Raw genomic sequence first — 22,788 nt, forward strand, 5'->3', positions numbered from 1 at the left:
ATCTGGCGCCCCAGCGCAGCGCCAGGGCCAGCGCGGGGCCGGCCGCCCGGGCTCGCCCGGTCGGCGGCCTGCGCCTTGATGGCGCGCTCGACCCCGGCGCGCTGCTCGATCACCCGGCGACGCAGCGCCGGCGCCGGCTCGGCCGTGCTCAGCCAGGCGTCGGTGGCGTCCAGCGTGGCCTGCTCGACCTGCAGCGACGGGTACAGCCCCACGATGATCAGCATCGCGATCTCGTGGCTGCGGCTCTCCCAGATGCCCTTGAGCGCCGCGAAGTACTTCGCGCCGTAGGGCGCCAGCAGCTCGCGCTGGTCGGCCTGCTGGAAGCCGGCGATCACCGCGTCCTGGACGTAGTTGGTGAGCTTGTCCGACTCCATCACCGAGGCCCAGGCCGCGGCCTTGGCCTCGGCGGTCGGCACGGCGGCCCGGCAGCTGGCGGCGTGCTCCTGGCCGGCCGCGGTGTTGTCGCGGGCCAGCTCGGCCGCGATGGCGGCCTCGTCGGCGCGGCCGGTGGCGGCCAGCCGGCCGAGCAGCGTCCAGCGCAGCTCGGTGTCCACGGCCAGGCCCTTGATCTCGACCGAGCCGTCCAGCAGCGCGGCGAGCAGGTCCAGCTGCCCCTCGCTGCGGGCGACGGCGGCCAGCGCGCGGGCCCAGGCCAGCTGGTGGTCGCTGCCGGGCTGGGCGGCGCGCAGCTGCTCCTCGGCGGCCTCGGCCCAGCGGGCGAGACCCTGCTCGCTCCACGCCGGGTCGGTGTAGGCGTCGAGGGCGAGCTTGACCTGGCGGTGCACCGACTGGACGACGCCGATGTCGGACTCCCGGCGGAGGCCCGAGACGGCCAGCTCCAGGTAGTCGCGGGCGGCCATCTCGCCGTCGCGGGTCATGTCCCAGGCGGAGGCCCAGCACAGGGCGCGCGGCAGCGAGTCGGTGAAGCCGCCGAGGTGCTCGGTGACGACGGCCAGCGAGTCCTCGTCCAGGCGGACCTTGGCGTAGGAGAGGTCGTCGTCGTTGAGCAGGATGACGGCCGGGCGGTGCCGGCCGACCAGCTCGGGGACCTCGGTGCGCGGACCGTCGACGTCCAGCTCGATCCGGTCGGTGCGCACCAGCGCGCCGTCGGCCAGCTCGTAGAGGCCGATGGCGATCCGGTGCGGGCGCAGGACGGCCTCGCCCTTGGCACCGGCCGGCAGCGCGGGGGCCTCCTGCAGCACGGCGAAGGACTCGATCTCGCCGTCGGTGTTGAGGGTGAGGGCCGGGCGCAGCACGTTGATGCCGGCCGTCTCCAGCCACGCCTTGGACCAGGCCTTGAGGTCGCGCCCGCTGGCCTCCTCCAGTGCGCCGAGCAGGTCGGCCAGGCGGGTGTTGCCCCAGGCGTGCCGCTTGAAGTAGGCCTGCACGCCCTGGAAGAAGGCGTCCTGGCCGACGTACGCCACCAGCTGCTTGAGGACCGAGGCGCCCTTGGCGTAGGTGATGCCGTCGAAGTTGACCTGGACGTCCTCCAGGTCGTTGATGTCGGCCATGATCGGGTGGGTGGACGGCAGCTGGTCCTGCCGGTACGCCCAGGTCTTCATCTGGTTGGCGAAGGTGGTCCAGGAGTGCGGCCACTTCGAACCGGGGGCCTCGGCCTGGCAGACGGCCTCGGCGAAGGTCGCGAACGACTCGTTCAGCCAGAGGTCGTTCCACCACTCCATGGTGACGAGGTCGCCGAACCACATGTGGGCGAGCTCGTGCAGGATGGTCGCGGCCCGCGCCTCGTACGCGGCGTCGGTCACCTTGGAGCGGAACACGTACTGGTCCCGCAGGGTGACGGCGCCCGCGTTCTCCATCGCGCCGGCGTTGAACTCCGGGACGAACAGCTGGTCGTACTTGGCGAACGGGTAGGGGAAGTCGAACTTCTCCTGGAAGTAGTCGAAGCCCTGCTTGGTGACCTCGAAGATCGCCTCGGCGTCCAGGAACTCACGCAGCGACGGGCGGCAGTACACGCCCAGCGGGACCTTCTGGTCGCCGTTCTCGTAGCTGTCGAAGACCCCGACGTACGGGCCGGCGACCAGTGCCGTGATGTAGGAGGAGATCCGGCCGGTGGGCTCGAACCTCCAGACCTGGCTGTCGCCCTCGCCGACCGGGGTCGGGGTGGGCGAGTTGGAGACCACGACCCAGCCGGTGGGCGCGGTCACCGTGAAGGCGAACGTGGCCTTGAGGTCGGGCTGCTCGAAGGTGGCGAAGACGCGGCGGGCGTCCGGCACCTCGAACTGGGTGTACAGGTAGGTCTCGTCGTCGACCGGGTCGACGAACCGGTGCAGGCCCTCACCGGTGTTGGTGTAGGCGCAGTCGGCGACGATCCGCAGCTCGTTCTCGGCGGCCAGGTTCGGCAGCGTGATCCGGCTGTCGGAGAAGTTGGCGTTGTCGAGCCGCTCGCCGTTGAGGGTGATCTCCTCGACGCTCGGCGCCACGAGGTCGATGAAGGAGGACGCGCCGGGGGTGTTGGCGCTGAACCGGACCACGGTGGTGGACCGGAAGGTGCCTCCCTCCCGGGCCGAGCTCAGGTCGAGCTCGATGTCGTACGCGTCCACGTGCAGGAGGTCGGCCCGGGTACGGGCCTCCTCACGGGTGAGGTTGGTGCCGGGCACTCGCAGGACTCCTTCGTCAGGCTGATGCTTCGCATCCTCCCATGCCCGGCGCGCGGCGCCCGGGGAAATGTTCGAGGGCGGGGCGGAACAGGCGGGTTGGCCTGTTCCGCCCCGCCCTCGACCGGGTCGGGCACCGGGGCGCTACGCCCCCGGCGTCACTTCTTCGCGTACTTGACCACGGGCGCGTCCGAGCCCGCGCTGCGGGCGAAACCGAACAGCGAACCGTCCGACTGCAGCACGTACTCGGTGGTGCTGGAGCCGATGAAGTCGGAGTTCTTCTGGCTGGTGATGGTGCCGAGTTCGGTCACCGCGCCGTCGGCCGGCGCGAGCGTGACGATCTTGGCACCCTTGCCGTAGCCCATGTCCAGCACGGCCCGGACCCTGCCGTCCTTGTCGGTGCCGGAGACCAGCCGGATGCCGTCGTTGGTGCCGCCGGTGGACGACCAGAGCCGCTTGCCGGTCGTCAGGTCGTAGGCGTTGACGGCGGGCTTGCTCGGGTTGGTCTGGACGTACAGCGTGGTGCCGCTGACGACGTTCTGGGTGAACGCGTCCGCCTGGCCGGAGAGCCGCAGGCTGTCCGCCCCGGGCTCCTTGACCGACATCGGGGTCATCGGCTTGTTGCTCTTGTCGAACGGCAGGATGTAGTCGCCGTTCGGACCGCTGGTCACCAGCAGCACCAGCGGCTGGTCCGAGACCACCTTGTCGATGCGCTCGATGCTGCCGGTGAACGGGACCGGCGCGGGGCTGGTGGTCTTGCCGGTGTCGGTGTCGACCAGCACCAGCTGCGACTTGGGGTTGGCGTTGGAGCCGTAGCAGCGGTCGCTCACCGCGATCTGGGTGCCGGCGACCTTGCCGTAGACGTTGCAGTCCTTGTCACGGGGCTGGAACTGCCAGACCGGCGAGCCGTCGGCGATGTTCACCGCGCCGGCCACGTTGCCGCCGATGCCGATGACCTTCTCGGTGACGGTCAGGGTGGGCGAGGACATCCGCTCGGTGCTGACCTTGGCCGACCAGAGCAGCTTGCCGGTGCTGATGTCGACCGCGCCGACGGTGGAGCAGTCGCTGTCACCGGTGTTGAGCGCGACGGCGGCGATGTGCTTCGAGTTCACCCCGTACGAGACGGCGCAGAACTCCTTGCTGCCGGCCGGCGGCGCGAGCGTCCACAGCTCCTTGCCGTCGGCCGAGTTGAGCGCGCGGATGCCGTAGCTGTCGGCGCGCACCACGGCCTTGTCGGCGCCCCAGATACCGAGCAGCTGCGAGCCGCTGGCCGCGTTGGCCGGCTTCGCGGCGGTCCAGGCGAGGCTGTAGGAGCCCGCCTTGCCGCCGCTGCCGCCGCCGGTGCCCGCGGAGGGGTCGGTGGTCGAGCTGTCGGTGGTGCCGCCCGTGCTGCTGGTGCCGCCGTCCGCGGACGGGGTGTCCGGGTCCTTCTTGTTCTCGGTGAACAGCACGACCAGACCGGCGACGATGGCGATCGCCAGCACACCGCCGATGATGCCGCCCCAGACCATCACCGGGTTGCGCCGCTTGGGCGGCGCCGGCACCGGTGCGCCGGGGAAGGCGTACCCGGGCTGCTGCTGCGGGTATCCGTACCCGGCTCCGCCGTCGGCCGGCGGCGGGGCGGTGTAGCCGTACTGCTGGCCGGCGTTGGGGGCCGGGAACGGGGGCTGGGCCGGGTTGTACGGGCCGGCCGGTGCGGCGCCGGGCGGCGGCGGGGCGCCCTGGGCGGGGAAGGCGGCGGCGGTGGGCGCGTAGGCGTACTCGCTGCCCGGGGCCGGCGGCTGCCCGGGTGCGGCGCCCGGCGCGGCCGGTCCGCCCTGCCCGGGGACCGGAGCCCCGTCGAGCTGTGTCATCTGGTTCGCCACGGCGGCCGGGTCCACGCCTCCCGGCGTGCGGCCGAGCGAGACGCCCCGATTGTCCTGCGGCCCGGTACCGGGTGTGTCGCCTGCCCCCGGCGTAGGGTGATCCCCTGCCATCTGATGCCCCGTCATGTCTGGAAGCGCCCCCCGGCCGGTCACGTCCGTGGCCGGTGGGACGGGTGAGAATGGGCACCATGGTACGGGTGGGCGGTTTTCGGCCGGTCGCAGGAGCCCGGCAGGCCGCGCGTCGCGGCTCTGAGCTGCGGCCCCGTCCCCGGCGCCCGCCGCCCGGTGGCACACCGCCCGGCGCCCGGTGGCACACCGCCCGGCGCCGTGCGAGGCCCCGGAGCAGTCCACCGGGACCACCTTGCCCACCCCTTCCCTCCCCCTTCCCCACCCCGCCACCGCGGTAGCCGCGCCACCCGACGCCGTCAGGCCCTAGGCTTCAGGAGTTGAAGGGATCGCCCGGCGGAGGGGTTCCCTCGCCCTTGGAAGGGTGGATCATGGCGACGGACACACCGGGTTCGCAGTCCTCACTGCACCGGGCCAACCTGGAGCGGGTGCTGCGCGCGGTACGGATGGCCGGCTCGCTGACCCAGGCCGAGATCGCCCGCGCCACCGGCCTCTCGGCGGCGACCGTGTCCAACATCGTCCGGGAGCTCAAGGAGAGCGGCACCGTCGTGGTCGCCGACACCTCCTCCGGCGGCCGCCGCGCCCGCAGCGTCTCGCTCAGCGGCGACGCCGGCATCGTGGTGGGGATCGATTTCGGCCACACCCACCTCCGGGTCGCCGTCGGCAACCTCGCGCACCGGGTGCTCGCCGAGGAGAGCGAGCCGATCGACGTCGACGTCTCCGCGGCCCAGGGCTTCGACCGCGCCGAGGCGCTGGTGGACCGGCTGCTCCAGGAGGCCGGCTTCCGCCCGGACAAGGTGATCGGCGTCGGCCTCGGCGTCCCCGGCCCGATCGACGTGGAGACCGGCGCGCTGGGCTCCACCGCGATCCTGCCCGGCTGGACGGGCATCGCCCCCGGCCGGGAGCTGGCCGAGCGGCTCGGCATGCCGGTGCACGTGGACAACGACGCCAACCTGGGCGCGCTCGGCGAACTCGTCTGGGGCGCCGGCCGCGGCCTGAGCGACCTCGCCTACATCAAGGTGGCCAGCGGCGTCGGCGCGGGACTGGTGGTCAACGGGCAGATCTACCGCGGCCCGGGCGGCACCGCCGGTGAGATAGGGCACATCACGCTGGACGAGGCCGGCCCGGTCTGCCGCTGCGGCAACCGCGGCTGCCTGGAGACCTTCGTCGGCTCCCGCTACCTGCTCGGCCTGCTCTCCTCCACGCTCGGCCAGGACCTGAGCGTGCCCCGGGTGGTCGAGCTGGCCCACCAGGGCGACCTCGGCTGCCGCCGGGTGATCGCCGACGCCGGCCGGCAGATCGGCACCGGTGTCGCCACCCTCTGCAACCTGCTCAACCCGCGCCGGGTGATCCTCGGCGGGGACCTCGCCGACGCCGGTGAGCTGGTGCTCGGCCCGATCCGCGACTCGGTGGCCCGCTACGCCATCCCCAGCGCGGCCCGCCAGCTCTCGGTCGTCCCGGGCACCCTGGGCGGCCGGGCCGAGGTGCTCGGCGCGCTCGCCCTGGTGATGAGCGAGATGGACGACTCCAGCCCGATCGGGCGGTCCGTACAGGCGTCCGTCGCCCGGCCGTGAGTGCCGGCCGGTCCGCGGCGGTCCGACCGTCCGTGTCCGGCGCCGACCGGGTCTGCCGCCCTTCGACCGTCCGTGCCCGCCCCCGGACCCTCCGTGGCCGCGGCGCGCCGTGAACGGCGAGTACGGGCCGCCGGCACCGGGCACCCCGCTCGGTGTCCGGTAGGCGGACATTAGACTCGACCGGTCGGCGCACCGCCGAGACCGATCGGCGCGACGGCACACGGGCAGCGAGGCCCGTCGGACCGCCCGCGGTCCGCGACTTTGAACGAGGAGGAACGGGTGGCCCTGCTGACCCGCATTCGGGGACCGCGCGATCTCGACCGGCTCACGCCCGGACAGCTGGCCGCGCTGGCCCAGGAGATCCGGACCTTCCTGGTGACGGAGGTCTCCAAGACGGGCGGCCACCTCGGGCCCAACCTCGGCGTCGTGGAGCTGACCGTCGCGCTGCACCGGGTCTTCGACTCGCCGCGCGACCGCATCCTCTTCGACACCGGCCACCAGAGCTACGTCCACAAGCTGCTCACCGGCCGCCAGGACTTCTCCCGGCTGCGGATGAAGGACGGCCTCTCCGGCTACCCCTCCCGCGCCGAGTCCGAGCACGACGTCATCGAGAACTCGCACGCCTCGACCGTGCTCTCCTACGCCGACGGCCTGGCCAAGGCCAACCAGCTCCAGGGGAAGAAGGACCCGGTCGTCGCCGTGATCGGCGACGGCGCCCTCACCGGCGGCATGGCCTGGGAGGCGCTCAACAACATCGCCGACTCCAAGGACCGCCCGCTGGTCATCGTCGTCAACGACAACGAGCGGTCCTACTCCCCGACCATCGGCGGGATGGCGAACCACCTGGCCACGCTGCGCACCACCCAGGGCTACGAGCGCTTCCTCTCCTGGGGCAAGGACGCCCTGCAGCGCACCCCGGTGGTCGGCCAGCAGCTCTTCGAGACGCTGCACGGCGCCAAGAAGGGCCTCAAGGACTTCATCGCCCCGCAGGGCATGTTCGAGGACCTCGGCCTCAAGTACATCGGCCCGATCGACGGCCACGACCTCACCGCCCTGGAGTCCGCGCTCACCAAGGCGCGCGGCTTCGGCGGCCCGGTGATCGTGCACTGCCTCACCGAGAAGGGCCGCGGCTACCACGCCGCCGAGAACAACGAGGAGGACCGCTTCCACGCGGTCGGCGTGATCCACCCGGAGACCGGCCTGCCGATCAAGAGCGCCGGCAAGGACTGGACGTCCGTCTTCGGCGAGGAGATGGTCGCGCTCGGCCGCGAGCGCGAGGACATCGTCGGCATCACCGCCGCGATGCTCCACCCGGTCGGCCTGGCCCCGTTCGCCAAGGCCTTCCCGGACCGGATCTTCGACGTCGGCATCGCCGAGCAGCACGCCGTGACCAGCGCGGCCGGCATGGCCACCAACGGCCTGCACCCGGTGTTCGCGGTCTACGCGACCTTCCTCAACCGGGCCTTCGACCAGGTCCTGATGGACGTGGCGCTGCACCGGCTGGGCGTCACCTTCGTGCTGGACCGGGCCGGTGTCACCGGCACCGACGGCGCCTCGCACAACGGCATGTGGGACATGTCGATCCTCCAGGTCGTCCCCGGTCTGCGGCTCGCCGCCCCGCGCGACGCCGACCAGCTGCGCGCCCAGCTGCGCGAGGCCGTCGAGGTGGAGGACGCCCCGACCGTGGTCCGCTACTCCAAGGGCACGGTCGGCCCGGCCGTCCCCGCGGTCGGCCGGATCGGCGGCATGGACGTGCTGCGCGCCCCCGAGGCGCCGGCCGAGGAGCGCCGCGCCGACGTGCTGATCGTCTCGGTCGGCGCGATGGCCGCGACGAGCCTGGAGGTCGCCGACCTGCTGGCGGCCGAGGGCGTCACCGCCACCGTGGTGGACCCGCGCTGGGTCAAGCCGGTGGACCGCGCCCTGCCGGGCCTGGCCGCCGAGCACCGCGCGGTCGTCACGATCGAGGACAACGGCCGCGTCGGCGGTGTGGGCGCCGCCGTGGCGCAGGCGCTGCGCGACGCCGAGGTGGACGTCCCGGTGCGCGACTTCGGCATCCCGCAGGAGTTCCTGGACCACGCCTCGCGGCCCGAGATCCTCGCCGAGATCGGTCTCACCGCCCCGGACATCGCCCGCAAGGTGACGGCCCTGGTCTCCCGGCTGGACGTGGCGGCCGTCCGCGCCTGAGCCGCCCGGTCCGCGGCCGTTTGCCACAACTGGGCAACAGTTCGTCGCAAGACAGGCTGATAATCGCACCGAAAGGCGGGACCGGCGCTGCCCGCGCCGATCCCGCCCGGTAGGTTGTCATCCGTGCCGACCCCCACCCGCCCCCGCCTCGTCGGGCTTGCCGAGCGCCTGCCCGACCGCGTCCGCCAGGGTTACTGGACGAGGCTGGTGCCGGTGCTGGCCCTGGTCGCGCTCGCCACCCACATCCCCTCCTTCGTCCGGCCGGTCTGGAGCCCCGACGAGGGGTTCCTGGCCACCCAGGCCCGGATGCTGGCGGACGGCGGCGTCCTCTACGACACCGTGGTCGACCGCAAGCCGCCGCTGCTGCCCTGGCTCTACCAGGCCTGCTTCGCCGTCTTCGGCTCCGCCTCGCTCTGGCCGCTGCGCACCCTGGCGGTGGTCGCCCACCTGGTCACCGCGATCCTGCTGGCCTCGATCGCCCGCGGCCGCTGGGGCAACCGGGCGGGCGCCGGGGCGGGTCTGCTCTACCTGCTGGTCTCCATCGGGCTCTCCCCGGAGGACACCCAGGCGGCGACCTTCGAGGTCTTCATGCTGCCCGCCATGGTGGCCGCCTTCCGGTACGCCGAGCGCCGCCGCTGGCTGGCCGCCGGCATCGCGGTGGCACTCTGCTCGCTGACCAAGCAGACCGGCGGCGCCGTCCTGCTGCCGGTGCTCTGGATGCTGTTCCAGGACGCCCGCCGGCGCGGCGTCCGCTGGCCGCCCGCCCTGTTCAAGATCGGATTCGGTTTCACCCTGCCGATAGCGCTGGTCGCGGTGATCCTCACCAAACCCAAGGGCTTCCTGTTCTGGGTGGTCACCGGCAGCGGGGACTACGCCTCGGTGGGCGGCGCCTGGCTGCAGATGGCCGGCCGCGCGCTGGGCAACTCGGCGATCCTGGTCGGCGCCGGCCTGGGCTTCCTGCTGCCGGTCGGCCGCCGGCTCTGGCTGAAGCACCGCCACCGCCCGCTGCCGGTCGCCGGGGAGGAGCACGGCTCCACCACCGACCTCTGGGTCTGGCTGCTCTCCTCGGTGGTCGCGGTCAGCGTCGGGTTCCACTTCTTCGGCCACTACTACCTGCAGCTGATGCCCCCGCTGGTGCTGCTGGGCACCGGCGCGGTCGCCACCTCGGCGATCCGCTGGAAACCGGTCCTGGTGTACACCACGGCCGCCGCCACGGTGTTCTGGGGCCTCGCGCTGGCCTGGCCGGGGGAGCGGCTCACCCGGACCACCGAGGTGGCCACCGCGGTCGCCGCGCAGAGCAAGCCGCAGGACACCGTGCTGGTCTGGGGCATGCACCCGGAGCTGTACTGGCTGGCCGACCGCAAGCCGGCCACCCGCTACCTGACCGCGGGCTTCCTGACCAACTTCAGCGGCGGCAAGGACGGCAACGCCAACGTCGGCGAGCAGTTCAGCGTCAGCAACGCCTGGCAGACCTTCGACCGGGAGATCGCCAAGGGCCTGCCCGAGATCGTCGTGGACGACTCCGGCCTGGCGCCCTACCAGCCCGGCATGATCCCGAAGATCGAGAACCTGCTGGACACCCACTACGAGATGGTCGGCGTCTTCGCCGACACCGTGGTCTACCGCCTCAAGCGCTGACCGCGCCCGGCGCGCGACAGGGCCCTCGCGCCCGCGGCCCCGGGCTCCCCCGGCCCCGCCCCGCCGAGAGTGCCCGCCGCGCCCCACCGCCCCCGCCACGACGCGCAGGAGCCCCGGTGACCCTGAGGTCACCGGGGCTCCCGCGTCGTACGGGGCCTACGCCTTAGGCGGGCACCGAGGCCACGCCAGGGGCGAGGAACCGCTTGCCGTTCACCCGCTCCGAGACGCCCTCACGGTCCAGGTACGGGGTGATCCCGCCCAGGTGGAAGGGCCAGCCGGCGCCGGTGATCATGCAGAGGTCGATGTCCTGCGCCTCGGCGACGACACCCTCCTCCAGCATCAGGCCGATCTCCTGCGCGACGGCCTCCAGAGCGCGGTTCAGCACCTGCTCCTCGGTCAGCACGGTGTCGCCGAAGGTGAGCAGCTCCAGCACCTCGGGGTCGAGCACCTGCTTGCCGTCGACCCAGGTGTAGAAGCCGCGCTTGCCGGCCTTGACCACCCGGCCGAGGTTCTCGGAGACGGTGAACCGCTCCGGGAAGGCGCCGCGCAGCGTCTCCGAGACGTGCAGCGCGATGGCCGGGCCGACCAGCTCCAGCAGCACGATCGGGGACATCGGCAGGCCGAGCGGCTCGACGCCCTTCTCGACCGTGGCGATCGGGGTGCCCTCGTCGATGATGTCCTGGATCTCGCCCATGAAGCGGGTCAGGATCCGGTTCACCACGAACGCCGGGGCGTCCTTGACCAGCACCGAGGTCTTCTTCAGCTTCTTCGAGACGCCGAAGGCGGTGGCCAGCGCGGCGTCGTCGGTCCGCTCGCCGCGGACGATCTCCAGCAGCGGCAGGATCGCGACGGGGTTGAAGAAGTGGAAGCCGACGACCCGCTCGGGGTGCTTCAGCTTCGAGGCCATCTCGGTGACCGAGAGGGAGGAGGTGTTGGTCGCCAGCACGCAGGTCGGCGAGACCACGTTCTCCAGGTCCGCGAAGACGTTCTGCTTGACGCCCATCTCCTCGAACACGGCCTCGATCACGAAGTCCGCGTCGGCGAAGCCGGCGGCCTTGTCGAGCGAGCCGGTGACCAGGCCCTTGAGCCGGTTGGCCTTGTCCTGGCCGATCCGGCCCTTGCCGAGCAGCTTGTCGATCTCGGCGTGGACGTAGCCGACGCCCTTGTCGATGCGCTCCTGGTCGATGTCGGTGAGGACCACCGGCACCTCCATCCGGCGGGCGAACAGCAGCGCCAGCTGCGAGGCCATCAGACCGGCGCCCACGACGCCGACCTTGGTGACCGGGCGGGCCAGCGACTTGTCCGGCGCACCGAACGGACGCTTCGCCCGGCGCTGCACCAGGTTGAAGGCGTAGATGCCGCTGCGCAGCTCGCCGCTCATGATGAGGTCGGCCAGCGCCGCGTCCTCGGCGTCGAAGCCGGCCTGCAGGTCGGCGTCCTTGACCTGCTGGATGATGTCCAGCGCCTTGTAGGCGGCCGGGGCCGCGCCGTGCACCTTGGAGTCGGCGACCAGCCGGCCCCAGGCGACGGCGTCGTCCCAGGCCTTGCCGCGGTCGATCGCCTCGCGCTCGACCACGCCGTCGCCGGTGAGCACCTTGGCGGCCCAGAGCAGCGACTGCTCCAGGAAGTCGGCCGGCTCGAAGATCGCGTCGGCGATCCCCAGCTCGAACACGTCCTTGCCCTTGAGCTGCTTGTTCTGGCTCATCGAGTTCTCGATGATGACCTTGATCGCCTTCGAGGGGCCGATCAGGTTCGGCAGGATGGTGCAGCCGCCCCAGCCGGGGACGAGGCCCAGGAAGACCTCCGGCAGCGAGAACGCCGGGACGCCCGCGCTGACGGTGCGGTAGGTGGCGTGCAGGCCGACCTCGACGCCGCCGCCCATCGCCGCGCCGTTGTAGAAGGCGAAGGAGGGGACGGGCAGCGCGGCGATCCGCTTGAAGACCTCGTGGCCGCCCTTGCCGATGGCCAGCGCGTCCGCGTGCTCCTTGAGGATCTCGACCCCCTTGAGGTCGGCGCCGACCGCGAAGATGAACGGCTTGCCGGTGATCGCGACACCGACGATCGTGCCCGCGGCGGCCTCGGCCTCGACCTGGTCCAGCGCGGTGGACAGCTTCAGCAGCGAGCCCGGGCCGAAGGTGGTCGGCTTGGTGTGGTCGAAGCCGTTGTCCAGGGTGATCAGGGCCAGCCGGCCGGCCTGCAGCGGCAGGTCCAGGTGGCGGACGTGCGCGGTCGTGACGACCTCGCCGGGGAACAGCTCGGCGCCCTGCTGCAGCAGCTCAGTCGTGGTGCTCATGGTCACTTACCACCCTCGAAGTGCGGGTTCTCCCAGATGATGGTGCCGCCCATGCCGAAGCCGATGCACATCGTGGTGAGGCCGTAACGGACGTCCGGGCGCTGCTCGAAGCGGCGGGCCAGCTGGTTCATCAGGCGCACGCCCGAGGAGGCCAGCGGGTGGCCGAAGGCGATCGCACCGCCGAACGGGTTGACCCGCTCGTCGTCGTCCGCGATGCCGTAGTGGTCCAGGAAGGCCAGCACCTGGACGGCGAAGGCCTCGTTGACCTCGAAGGCCTGGATGTCGTCGATGGTCAGACCGGCCTTGGCCAGCGCCTTCTCGGTGGCCGGCACCGGGCCGATGCCCATCACCTCGGGCTCGACGCCCGCGAAGGCGAACGAGACCAGGCGCATCTTGACCGGCAGGCCGAGCTCCTCGGCGACGTCCTCGGCGGCCAGCAGCGACGCGGTGGCGCCGTCGTTCAGGCCGGCCGAGTTGCCCGCGGTGATGTTGCCGTGCGGGCGGAACGGGGTCTTCAGACCCGCCAGCGACTCCATCGTCGTGCCCGGGCGCATCGGCTCGTCCGTGGTCGACAGGCCCCAGCCGGTCTCGCCGACCTCGGGGTTGGAGTTGCGGACCGAGATCGGCACCAGGTCGGGCTGGATGTCGCCGTTGGCGTACGCCTTGGCGGCCTTCTCCTGCGAGCGCACGGCGTAGGCGTCGCAGCGCTCCTTGGTGATGTGCGGGAACCGGTCGTGCAGGTTCTCCGCGGTCATCCCCATGAACAGGGCGGACTCGTCGACGAGCTTCTCGGACACGAAGCGCGGGTTCGGGTCGACGCCCTCGCCCATCGGGTGACGGCCCATGTGCTCGACGCCGCCGGCCACGACCACGTCGTACGCGCCGAAGGCGATGCCGCCGGCGGTCGTGGTCACGGCGGTCAGCGCGCCCGCACACATGCGGTCGATGGCGTAACCGGGAACGGACTTCGGCAGGCCGGACAGCAGGGCCGCGGTGCGGCCGATGGTCAGACCCTGGTCGCCGATCTGCGTGGTGGCCGCGATGGCGACCTCGTCGATCCGCTCGACGGGCAGGTTCGGGTTACGGCGCACGAGCTCCCGGATGCACTTGACGACGAGGTCGTCGGCGCGCGTCTCGTGGTAGATGCCCTTCGGGCCGGCCTTGCCGAACGGGGTGCGGACGCCATCGACGAAGACGACGTCCCTCGCGGTACGAGGCACGGGGGCTCTCCTCCCAGGGACCAACAGGTTGAGGTGGGCAGGCTGCCGCCGTCCGTCGCACGGGGGCACGTGAGCGGCGCTGCTTCACCGTCATGCTACCCGCCGGTAACCAACCTGCCCAGGCCCGACGGCCGGTTCACCCCGTGTGTCCCCCGACACGTCCTCCCGGCGGAGCCCGGGAGCGGTGGCGCCGGGGCGCGCGGGCGGCCGCCCGGACACGGCGGAGGGGATGCCGTCGCTCGACGGCATCCCCTCCGCGCGGCAGCGCTCCGCCGCTGCCACGGTCCCCGGTCCGGCCCGCGGGTTACTCCGGCTCGACCTCCGCGGCCTTGACGAAGGCCGCGGCCACGACCGGTGCCACCAGGTCGACCTGCCACTGCCGGGCGCCCAGCCGGCGCAGCGCGGCGGCCACGCCGACCGCGCTCGGGTCGGCCGGCGGCTCCCAGGAGACCCGGCGGACGAGGTCCGGCGTGATCAGGTTCTCGGCCGGCAGGTTGCGCGCCTCGGCCAGCTCGCTCACCGCGGCCCGGGCCCCGGACAGCCGGGCGGCCGCGACCGGGTCCTTCTCGGCCCAGGCGCGCGGCGGCGGCGGGCCGTCGTGCGGGGCGGCGGCCGGCGGCAGCTGGTTCTCCGGGACCTCCCGGCCCCGCTGGACGGCGGCCAGCCACTGCTCCAGCTGGCGGCGGTGGACCCGCGGCCCGAAGCCCTGGACGGCCTGCAGGGCGGCGATGTTCAGCGGCATGGCCAGCGCGGCGTTGACGATCGCCGCGTCCGAGAGCACCCGGCCGGGCGAGACGTCGCGCTCCTGCGCCAGCCGGTCCCGGGTCAGCCAGAGCTCGCGCACCACGGCGAGCTGGCGGCGCCGGCGGACCTTGTGCAGCTGCGAGGTGCGGCGCCAGGGGTCGGTGCGCGGGGCCGGGCGGGGTGCGGCGGCGATCGCCGCGAACTCCTCCAGCGCCCAGCCGAGCTTGCCCTGGGCGTCCAGCTCCTGTTCGAGTGCGTCCCGCAGCTCGACCAGCACCTCGACGTCCAGAGCGGCGTAGCGCAGCCACGGCTCGGGCAGCGGGCGGGTGGACCAGTCGACGGCGGAGTGCTCCTTGGCCAGGCTCAGCCCGAGCACGCTCTCGGTCATCGGTCCGAGGCCGACCCGGGCGAAGCCGGCGATCCGTCCGGCCAGCTCGGTGTCGAAGAGCCGCTGCGGCCGCATCCCGACCTCGGCCAGGCAGGGCAGGTCCTGGGTGGCGGCGTGCACCACCCATTCGGTGTCCGCGAGGGCGGCGCCGAGCCCGCTGAGGTCGGGGCAGGCGATCGGGTCGATCAGCGCGGTGCCGGCGCCCGCGCGGCGCAGCTGGATGAGGTACGCCCGTTGGCCGTAGCGGTAGCCGGAGGCTCGCTCGGCGTCCACGGCGACCGGTCCGGTGCCCGCTGCGAAGGCGGCGACGGTGGCGGCCAGCGCCTCCTCGTCCGCCACGACTGGCGGGATCCCCTCCTTCGGTTCGAGGAGCGGGACCGGGGCTGCTTCTTCTTGGGTGGCTGCTACGGCGTCGGTCACTCACCAAGGGTACGACGGACCTCGGGGCCAGGAGTGTTGTCGGACTGGTCAGACCGGGTTCGTGACTATGCCACCGGACGGCCTGCGCCGTCCCCGCTCCCGTGGTCCGGGACCGGGGGCGGTCCGGAGCGGCCGCGGGGGTCGCGGTGACGCCGCCGCGGGGCCGTCCGGACGCCGCTGCGGCGGTCCTGGAGGAAACGTTCCTCCAGGACCGCCGCAGCGGCCCACCGATCGCTCAGTGGATGATGCCGGTGCGCAGCGCGACGGCGACCATCCCGGCCCGGTCACCGGTGCCCAGCTTGCGGGCGATCCGGGCCAGGTGGCTCTTCACGGTGAGCGCGGACAGGCCCATCGCGACGCCGATGGCCTTGTTGGACTGGCCCTCGGCGACCAGCCGCAGCACCTCGACCTCACGGCCGGAGAGCTCGCGGTAGGCGGACTGCTGGGTACCCGGCGCGCCGGGCGCACCGGGAGCTCCGGGGGCGCCCGGCGCACCGGCGGCACCGGGCATCCCCGGCATGCCGGGGCGGCGCATCCGGCCGGCCAGACCACCCGCGCCGAGCGGCAGGCCGGGGCGACCCGGCATGGCCACGTTGGTGCGGGTACCGGTGACCACGTAGCCCTTGACGCCGCCGGCCAGCGCACTGCGGACCGCGCCGATGTCGTCGGCGGCGGAGAGCGCGAGGCCGTTGGGCCAGCCCGCGGCGCGGGTCTCGGCCAGGATGGTCAGCCCGGAGCCGTCCGGGAGGTGGACGTCGGCGACGCAGATGTCGCGTGGGGTGGAGACCCGGGGGCGGGCCTCGGCGATCGAGGACACCTCGATCACGTCCCGGACGCCGAGCGCCCAGAGGTGGCGGGTGACGGTGTTTCGGACACGGGGGTCAGCGATGACCACCATGGCGGTGGGCTTGGTCGGCCGGTAGGCGACCACGTTTGCGGGGTGCTCAAGAAGGACCGACACCAGGCCTCCTGCGGGGAGTGGCGGACGGAACCCCGATGGGGCGGTCGGAGTGTTCCGCGTTTGGAAAGGGTCACAGTCTGCTTCGGCAGCTACCGTGCCCGGCTTTAGCGAAAGATCACGATCTAGTGAGTAACAATACGGACAAATCGCGCAGGTGACTGATACGACATGCCTGAAATTCGTACAAAATCGATCAGAGTCGGCATGAATCGGTCACGTCAGGCATCACGTCAGGCCGGACAAATTGCCGCAGAGCGGGTCCGAAGCCACACTCCGTCAGCCCTGGGGGTGGCGCTGGGTCCGGTACCGCCGCCGGCGGCCACGGACCACCCGTCAGTGCGAGCGCGGGCGCCGGCGGGCGGGCATCGGGACCACCCCACCGAGTGACGGCACGTCGACGGCCGGCTGCGGCGCGGGCGCGACCGGGGGCAGACCGGCGCTGATGCAGAGCAGGTCCCCCCAGGCGGCCAGGTGCCGCTCGAAGCGGCCGTCGGCCGGCGTCCAGGAGGCCCGGATCTCGATCTCGGTGGACGACTCGCGGTCCGCCAGGGCGCCGAAGTACTGCGAGGCGCACCTGGTCACCGTCCCGGACGGCTCCGCGTACCCGGCGCCGTGCGCCTGCAGCGCGTCCATCAGCCAGGCCCAGCCGACCTCGGAGAGCATCGGGTCGCCGGCCATCTCCGGCTCCAGCTCGGCCCGGGTCATGGTCACCACGCGGAAGTCCCCGTTCCAGGCCTCCTGCCCGGCCGGGTCGTACAGCAGCACCAGTCGGCCGTCGGCCAGCTCGTCGCCGTCCACCTCCACCGAGGCGGTCAGGGCGAACGCGTGGGGGGCGAGCCGGCGCGGCGCCGGGGCGGGGGAGAGTTCGAGCTCGGGGCGCAGCCGCGCCGCCGTCAGAGCCTCGACCGCGGCCCGGAACTCGCTCGGCGCCGCCTCCCGACCCGTTCCGCCACCTGTTCCGCCACCCTGTGCGGGGTGCCCGCCGACCGCTGCCATGCCCCGAAGACTAGGTCGAAGGCCGGGGTAATCGCCGCAACTTCTGCCCGCGCGGCGTGCCGGGACGGCAAACCGACCAGATCTTGGAGGAACCGACGAGCCCGGGCGGGGAGCCGGGTCCGGGGCGCGTGCGAAGATTTGAACCGTGAGCGAGACAACGGCAGACACCACGGCAGTCACTCAGGCAGGCACCCCCACCGGTCAGCAGCCCTCCGTGCGACGCGGCGCCGCGCACGACTCCGCGTTCCTGCGGGCCTGCCGGCACGAGCCGGTGCCCCACACCCCGGTGTGGTTCATGCGCCAGGCCGGCCGCTCGCTGCCCGAGTACCTGAAGGTCCGCGAGGGCATCCCGATGCTGGACTCCTGCATGCGGCCCGAGCTGGTCAAGGAGATCACCCTGCAGCCGGTCCGCCGGCACAAGGTCGACGCGGCGATCTTCTTCAGCGACATCGTGGTGCCGCTCAAGGCCGTCGGCATCGACGTCGACATCAAGCCCGGCATCGGCCCGGTGATCGCCGACCCGATCCGCACCGCCGAGGACCTCAAGCGGCTGCGCCCGCTGGAGCCGGACGACGTCCCCTACATCACCGAGGCGGTCGGCCTGCTCGTCGACGAGCTCGGCGGCACCCCGCTGATCGGCTTCGCCGGCGCGCCCTACACCCTCGCCAGCTACCTGATCGAGGGCGGGCCGTCCAAGAACCACGAGAACACCAAGGCCATGATGTACGGGCAGCCCGAGCTGTGGGCCGCCCTGCTCGACCGGCTGGCCGACATCACCTCCGCCTTCCTGAAGGTGCAGATCGAGGCCGGCGCCTCCGCCGTGCAGCTCTTCGACTCCTGGGTGGGCGCGCTCGCCCCCGACGACTACCGCCGCTCGGTGATGCCGTCCAGCACCAAGGTCTTCGACGCGGTCGCCGGGTACGGCGTGCCGCGGATCCACTTCGGCGTCGGCACCGGTGAGCTGCTCGGTCTGATGGGTCAGGCCGGCGCGGACATCGTCGGCGTGGACTGGCGGGTGCCGCTGAACGTCGCCGCCGAGCGGGTCGGCCCCGGCAAGGGGCTCCAGGGCAACCTGGACCCGGCCGTCCTCTTCGCCCCCACCAAGGCGGTCGAGACCAAGGCCCGCGAGGTGCTGCACGCCGCCCAGGCGCTCGGTACCAGCGGCCACATCTTCAACCTCGGCCACGGCGTGCTGCCCAGCATGGACCCGGACGCGCTCAGCCGGCTGGTCGCCTTCGTGCACGAGGCCAGCGCGCGCTGACCGACCGCGTGGCGGGTCCCCGGGTGTCGGGGGCCCGCCACCGTCGTGCTCAGGCCTCCCGCCGCTGCGCCTCCTCCTCGTTCGCCGTCTCCCCGCTCTGCCCGCCGTGCCCGCTCTCCCCGCTTTCCTCGCGCCGCGGCGGCTCGGTGGGCTTCGGCGGCAGCGCGGGCGTCCGGCGCCGCCGGACCAGCCGGAGCACCGCCACCACCGGCACGAGCACCAGCAGGAACGGCGCCGCCGCCGCGACCGCGACCGCCAGTGCGCGCACGATCGCGACCAGGACGTCCCAGCCGCCGCCGAGGCCCGCGCCGACCGAGTGCCAGAAGCCGTCCTTCTTCGCCGGGGCGGCCTCCCCGTCCGGTGCCCTTGTCTCCGTCCTCTGCCGCACGTCCAGCGTGACCGTGGAGAGCGACGTCTTCGCCGACAGCTCCTTCAGCTGCTTCTGCAGCGACTCAAGATCCGCCTCGCGGCGGCTCAACTCGCCCTCCAGGCTGGTGATCTCGGCCAGCGTCTTCGCCTGCGCCATCAGCGCCCGGACCCGGTCGACGCTCGCCTGCTGGGTCTGCACCCGGCTGCCGACGTCGGCGACCTGCTGGGTCAGGTCGTCCGCCTGGCTGCGGCGGGACAGCACCTCGCCCAGCCCGGCCAGCTGGTCCAGGGTCTGCTGGAACGCCGCCGACGGCACCTTCAGCGTCAGCTGACCGCTCTGCGGTCCGGCCACGCCGTCGGCGGGCTGCCCGCCGCTGCCGGTCACCGTCTCGCTCGCCACGTACCCGCCGGCGGCCAGCGCCAGCTCGCGCGCCCGCGCCAGCGCGGCGTCCGCCTTGGCCACCCGAACCGACAGCTGCGCGCTGTACGCGATCTGCCGGGTGTCCACCACCGGCACCGCGGCCGACGCCCCGGCGGCGGCGCCCGGAGCGGGCGCGGCCTTCGGAACCGCCGACGCGGCCACGCCCGGGGCCGCCGCGTCGCCCGCCGGGGCCGCGGCCGACCTCTCCCTCGCCCCGCCGCCGTCCGCGCCGCACCCACCGGCCAGCACCGCCACCACGGCCACCGCCGCCAGTGCCCCCGCTCCGCGCCGTCCTCGTCCCACGACCGACCCCTCCCAGTCCACGGTTGCGGCGCCGCGTCCTCCGGCGCCCGGACCATTCGACGGCCGCCGCCCCCGATCGGACCCGCCCCGGAGGTCGCAGCTCGATCACGACTCGGCCGCACGCCGGTCAAGGCCGCGGCCCGCCGTCGCTCGTTCGGGTGAGCGGAGGGCCGCGGGCCGCCTCCTACGCGCCGGCCGGGATCCTCCGGGGGCGGTTGCGGCGGCCGGTGCCATTCGCCGTCGATCTCGACCTCGACGGTCTCGTGCCTGTCCGGAAGCGGGCGGATTGAGGCATTGATGTAAGGACCTGCGAGACTGCGGGGCATGTCGCAAGCACAGGTCGTCGTGATCGGTGGCGGTATCGCGGGGCTGGCCGCGGCCGCTTTTCTCAGCGGGGCGGCCGGCGGGGCCGCGCGGGCGCGGGTGACGCTGCTGGAGGCGTCCGACCGGCTCGGCGGGAAGCTGTACGGGGGAGAGGTCGGCGGGGTCCGGGTGGACCTCGGGGCCGAGTCGATGCTGGCGCGGCGGCCGGAGGCGGTCGAGCTGGCGCGGGCGGTCGGGCTGGGCGGCGAACTGGAGCCGCCCACCACCGCCAAGGCCGCGATCTGGACCAGGGGCGCGCTGCGGCCGCTGCCAGGCGGCCAGGTGATGGGCGTCCCCGGTGACCTGGTGGCGCTCGCCGCCTCCGGGGTGCTCAGTGCCGAGGGCCTGGAGCGGGCCCGGCACGAGGGCGCCACCGAGGTCGGGGACGATGTCGCGATCGGGCGGTACGTCGCGGACCGGCTCGGGCGCGAGGTGGTCGACCGGCTGGTCGAACCGCTGCTCGGCGGCGTCTACGCCGGGCACGCCGACGAGATCTCGCTGCGCGCCGCCGTGCCGCAGCTGCTGGAGGTCGCGCGCGGCGGGGGCTCGCTGGTCGAGGGCGTGCACGAGCTCGCCAACCGGCCGCGCACCGTCGGCACTCCCGTCTTCCAGGGCCTGCGCGGCGGTCTCGGCACGCTGCCCGAGGCGGTCGCCGCGGCCTGCGCCCGGGCCGGTGCCGAGCTGCGCACCCGTACCGCGGTGGAGGGGCTGCACCGGACCCCGGGGGGCTGGCGGGTGGTGACCGCCGGGGGCGGGGCGCTGGAGGCGGACGCCGTGGTGCTCGCGGTGCCCGCGCCCGCCGCCGCCCGGCTGCTGCGCGCGGACGCGCCGGGGGCCGCCGTCGAGCTGGACGCCGTCGAGTACGCGGGGATGGCTCTGGTCACCCTGGCGTTCCGGCGGGCCGAGCTGCCCACGCCGCCGGCCGGCAGCGGTTTCCTGGTGCCGCCGGTGGACGGCCGCCGGATCAAGGCGTCCACCTTCTCCTCCAACAAGTGGGGCTGGCTGGCGCGTTCGGCCCCCGACAGCTTCGTGCTGCGCACCTCGCTCGGCCGGCTGCGCGAGGAGCAGCCGCTGGAGCTGTCGGACGAGGAGCTGGTGGCGCGGTCGCTGGCCGACCTGGGCGAGGCGATCGGTCTGACCGCCCGCCCGTACGACACCGTGGTGACCCGCTGGCGGGCCGGCCTGCCGCAGTACCCCGTCGGCCACCTCGACCGGGTGGCCCGGATCCGGACCGCGGTCGGCCGGGTGGGCGGGCTGGCCGTCTGCGGCGCGGCCTACGACGGCGTGGGCATCCCGGCCTGCGTCGCGAGCGCGCGGGCGGCCGTCGCCGCGCTCGACGAACTGTTGACCCCGGCGACCGGGGAGAACGTCACGGAGAGGACAATGGGCGCATGACTGAGACCGTTGAGCAGCAGCCGGAGCAGCAGCCCGAGAAGAAGAAGGCGCGCGACCTGAACCAGGTCATCCGCTACACCATGTGGTCGGTGTTCAAGCTCAAGGGCGAGCTGCCCGAGGACCGCACCGCGCTGGCCGCCGAGGTCGACGAGCTGTTCGCGCAGCTCGCCGCGAAGGACGTCACCGTGCGCGGCACCTACGACGTCTCCGGTCTGCGGGCGGACGCCGACATCCTGGTCTGGTGGCACGCGGCGGACTCCGACGACCTCCAGGAGGCGTACAACCGCTTCCGCCGCACCGGCCTCGGCCGGGTGCTGGAGCCGGTCTGGTCCAACATGGCGCTGCACCGCCCGGCCGAGTTCAACAAGTCGCACATCCCGGCCTTCCTGGCCGACGAGCGCGCGCGCGACTACGTCTGCGTCTACCCCTTCGTCCGCTCCTACGAGTGGTACCTGCTGCCGGACGCCGAGCGGCGCGCGATGCTCGCCGAGCACGGCCAGATGGCGCGCGGCTACCCGGACGTGCGGGCCAACACGGTCGCCTCGTTCGCGCTCGGCGACTACGAGTGGCTGCTCGCCTTCGAGGCGGACGAGCTGCACCGGATCGTCGACCTGATGCGCGACCTGCGCCCCTCCCGGGCCCGGCTGCACGTCCGCGAGGAGGTCCCCTTCTACACGGGCCGCCGCAAGCCGGTCAGCGAGCTGCTCAACGGCCTGGTCTGACGCCTCCGCCCGAGGGGCCGGCCGTTCCCGTCGAGGGGAGCGGCCGGCCCCTCGGCCGTCGGCGGGTCAGCTCCGGTGCGGGCGCAGGGCCGCGCGGAGGCGGGCGTCCGGCAGCGCGACGGAGCCGATCATCGCGACGGCGGTGAGCAGCTCGCGCTCGTCGTCGTCGGTGAGGCCGTGCTGGCGGGGCGGCCGGACCTCGCGCAGCACCTCCTGGCCGACCGGGGAGGCCCAGCGGGTGTAGGGGTAGACGTCGACCCGGGCCATCAGCAGCGTGCCCGCGGTCAGCACCAGCGGCAGGGAGAACCAGGCCAGCGGTGCCAGCGCGTCACCGCCGGAGAAGCCGCCGACCGCCAGCGCGGCCGCCAGCAGCACCAGCGTGAGCAGCATCGCCTGCCGGACCTGGCGGATCACCAGGACGGTCTGCCGCTGCACCGGCGCCGGGGTGGCCAGACCGGCCAGTGCGAGGCGGCCGCCGATCTCCAGCACGGTCGGGTGGACGGACATCACCCGGCGCAGGTCGTCCGTCCGGCACTGGCCCCCGGGCCCGACGGCGGCGACCACCGCCCGCTCCAGGCGGCTGCGGCCCCTGGGGTCGACGACGGTGGTCCAGCCGGTGTGGGCGAGGTGCAGCCGGCCCCGGGAGGCCATCAGGACCAGGGCCAGTTCGACCACCCGGTCCGGGCCGCCCGCCAGGTAGGCCGTCTCGTACAGGCCGATGCCGACCGCCTCGCGCGGCCGGGGCCCCTCCTGTCCGGCGAGCGCGTCGGCGGTGGCGGTCATCCGGACCAGCCGGATGCAGGAGAGCACCGCGCTGACGCAGGCCGGGATCAGGAAGAGCAACCACATGGGCCCGTTGTAGACCTGCCCCCGCTCCGGGCGGAACGCCTTTCCGGTGCGCGATATCGAACTGTGACTCGGGAGGGCGGT

15 protein-coding genes are annotated in these 22,788 nt (G+C 73.3%); 6 read left to right on the plus strand and 9 right to left on the minus strand.

Annotated features, from left to right (window positions below):
* Together pepN and ABT263_RS06050 are read right to left on the minus strand one after the other, a co-directional pair.
* The coding region (gene pepN, locus ABT263_RS06045; RefSeq protein ID WP_352288076.1) for an aminopeptidase N at window positions 1–2,618 on the minus strand (2,618 nt) is incomplete at its 3' end.
* 155 nt (window positions 2,619–2,773) lie between these two features.
* Window positions 2,774–4,468 (minus strand): outer membrane protein assembly factor BamB family protein, encoded by a 1,695-nt coding sequence (locus ABT263_RS06050; protein ID WP_352288079.1) that lies wholly within the window; start codon window positions 4,466–4,468, stop codon window positions 2,774–2,776.
* Between the two features lie 509 nt (window positions 4,469–4,977).
* Between ABT263_RS06050 and ABT263_RS06055 the strand changes: the two genes are divergently transcribed.
* The 3 genes from ABT263_RS06055 (at window position 4,978) to ABT263_RS06065 (ending at window position 10,002) form a co-directional block, all read left to right on the plus strand.
* Window positions 4,978–6,180 carry an ROK family transcriptional regulator gene (locus ABT263_RS06055; RefSeq protein ID WP_329489976.1) on the plus strand — a complete coding sequence of 401 codons (1,203 nt, stop codon included), beginning with the start codon at window positions 4,978–4,980 and terminating at the stop codon, window positions 6,178–6,180.
* Window positions 6,181–6,459: 279 nt separating this feature from the next.
* Window positions 6,460–8,364, plus strand: a complete 1,905-nt coding sequence (gene dxs, locus ABT263_RS06060) for a 1-deoxy-D-xylulose-5-phosphate synthase (protein ID WP_352288082.1) — start codon at window positions 6,460–6,462, stop codon at window positions 8,362–8,364.
* A 123-nt stretch (window positions 8,365–8,487) separates the two neighbouring features.
* Window positions 8,488–10,002 carry an ArnT family glycosyltransferase gene (locus ABT263_RS06065; protein WP_352288085.1) on the plus strand — a complete coding sequence of 505 codons (1,515 nt, stop codon included), beginning with the start codon at window positions 8,488–8,490 and terminating at the stop codon, window positions 10,000–10,002.
* A 163-nt stretch (window positions 10,003–10,165) separates the two neighbouring features.
* Here the strand turns inward: ABT263_RS06065 and ABT263_RS06070 are convergent, their stop codons facing one another.
* The 5 genes from ABT263_RS06070 to ABT263_RS06090 all read right to left on the minus strand — a co-directional run bounded on the left by ABT263_RS06070 (window position 10,166) and on the right by ABT263_RS06090 (window position 17,024).
* A complete protein-coding gene (locus ABT263_RS06070; protein WP_352288088.1) occupies window positions 10,166–12,295 on the minus strand; it encodes a 3-hydroxyacyl-CoA dehydrogenase NAD-binding domain-containing protein in 2,130 nt (709 codons plus the stop codon).
* 2 nt (window positions 12,296–12,297) lie between these two features.
* A complete protein-coding gene (locus tag ABT263_RS06075; protein WP_329489980.1) occupies window positions 12,298–13,515 on the minus strand; it encodes a thiolase family protein in 1,218 nt (405 codons plus the stop codon).
* A 304-nt stretch (window positions 13,516–13,819) separates the two neighbouring features.
* On the minus strand, window positions 13,820–15,067 hold the full coding sequence (locus ABT263_RS06080; RefSeq protein WP_352288091.1) for a ribonuclease D: 1,248 nt from the start codon (window positions 15,065–15,067) through the stop codon (window positions 13,820–13,822).
* A gap of 235 nt (window positions 15,068–15,302) precedes the next feature.
* Window positions 15,303–16,028: a LuxR C-terminal-related transcriptional regulator gene (locus tag ABT263_RS06085; RefSeq protein WP_329489982.1), complete on the minus strand. Its 726-nt coding sequence runs from the start codon at window positions 16,026–16,028 to the stop codon at window positions 15,303–15,305.
* A 333-nt stretch (window positions 16,029–16,361) separates the two neighbouring features.
* A complete protein-coding gene (locus tag ABT263_RS06090) occupies window positions 16,362–17,024 on the minus strand; it encodes a DUF3000 domain-containing protein (RefSeq protein WP_329489983.1) in 663 nt (220 codons plus the stop codon).
* Window positions 17,025–17,169: 145 nt separating this feature from the next.
* Between ABT263_RS06090 and hemE the strand changes: the two genes are divergently transcribed.
* Window positions 17,170–18,285 (plus strand): uroporphyrinogen decarboxylase, encoded by a 1,116-nt coding sequence (gene hemE, locus ABT263_RS06095; RefSeq protein WP_380392239.1) that lies wholly within the window; start codon window positions 17,170–17,172, stop codon window positions 18,283–18,285.
* Between the two features lie 49 nt (window positions 18,286–18,334).
* Here hemE and ABT263_RS06100 read toward each other — a convergent pair whose 3' ends face one another.
* Window positions 18,335–19,378, minus strand: coding sequence for a DUF4349 domain-containing protein (locus tag ABT263_RS06100; RefSeq protein ID WP_352288093.1), 1,044 nt, complete (start codon window positions 19,376–19,378; stop codon window positions 18,335–18,337).
* A gap of 324 nt (window positions 19,379–19,702) precedes the next feature.
* On the opposite strand from ABT263_RS06100, the gene hemG reads away from it, so the two are divergent.
* Together hemG and hemQ are read left to right on the plus strand one after the other, a co-directional pair.
* Window positions 19,703–21,136 carry a protoporphyrinogen oxidase gene (hemG, locus tag ABT263_RS06105; protein WP_352288095.1) on the plus strand — a complete coding sequence of 478 codons (1,434 nt, stop codon included), beginning with the start codon at window positions 19,703–19,705 and terminating at the stop codon, window positions 21,134–21,136.
* Entirely contained in the window at window positions 21,133–21,858 is a 726-nt protein-coding gene (gene hemQ, locus ABT263_RS06110; RefSeq protein ID WP_329489986.1) for a hydrogen peroxide-dependent heme synthase, read from the plus strand. The genes hemG and hemQ overlap by 4 nt, the downstream gene beginning before the upstream one ends.
* Before the next feature lie 66 nt (window positions 21,859–21,924).
* On the opposite strand, the gene ABT263_RS06115 is transcribed toward hemQ, so the two are convergent.
* Window positions 21,925–22,707 carry a TIGR04222 domain-containing membrane protein gene (locus ABT263_RS06115; protein WP_352288098.1) on the minus strand — a complete coding sequence of 261 codons (783 nt, stop codon included), beginning with the start codon at window positions 22,705–22,707 and terminating at the stop codon, window positions 21,925–21,927.
* Window positions 22,708–22,788: the final 81 nt, after the last annotated feature.

Origin of the sequence: Kitasatospora sp. NPDC001603, from assembly GCF_040298365.1 — a bacterium.
In the GTDB taxonomy this organism is placed as follows: domain Bacteria; phylum Actinomycetota; class Actinomycetes; order Streptomycetales; family Streptomycetaceae; genus Kitasatospora.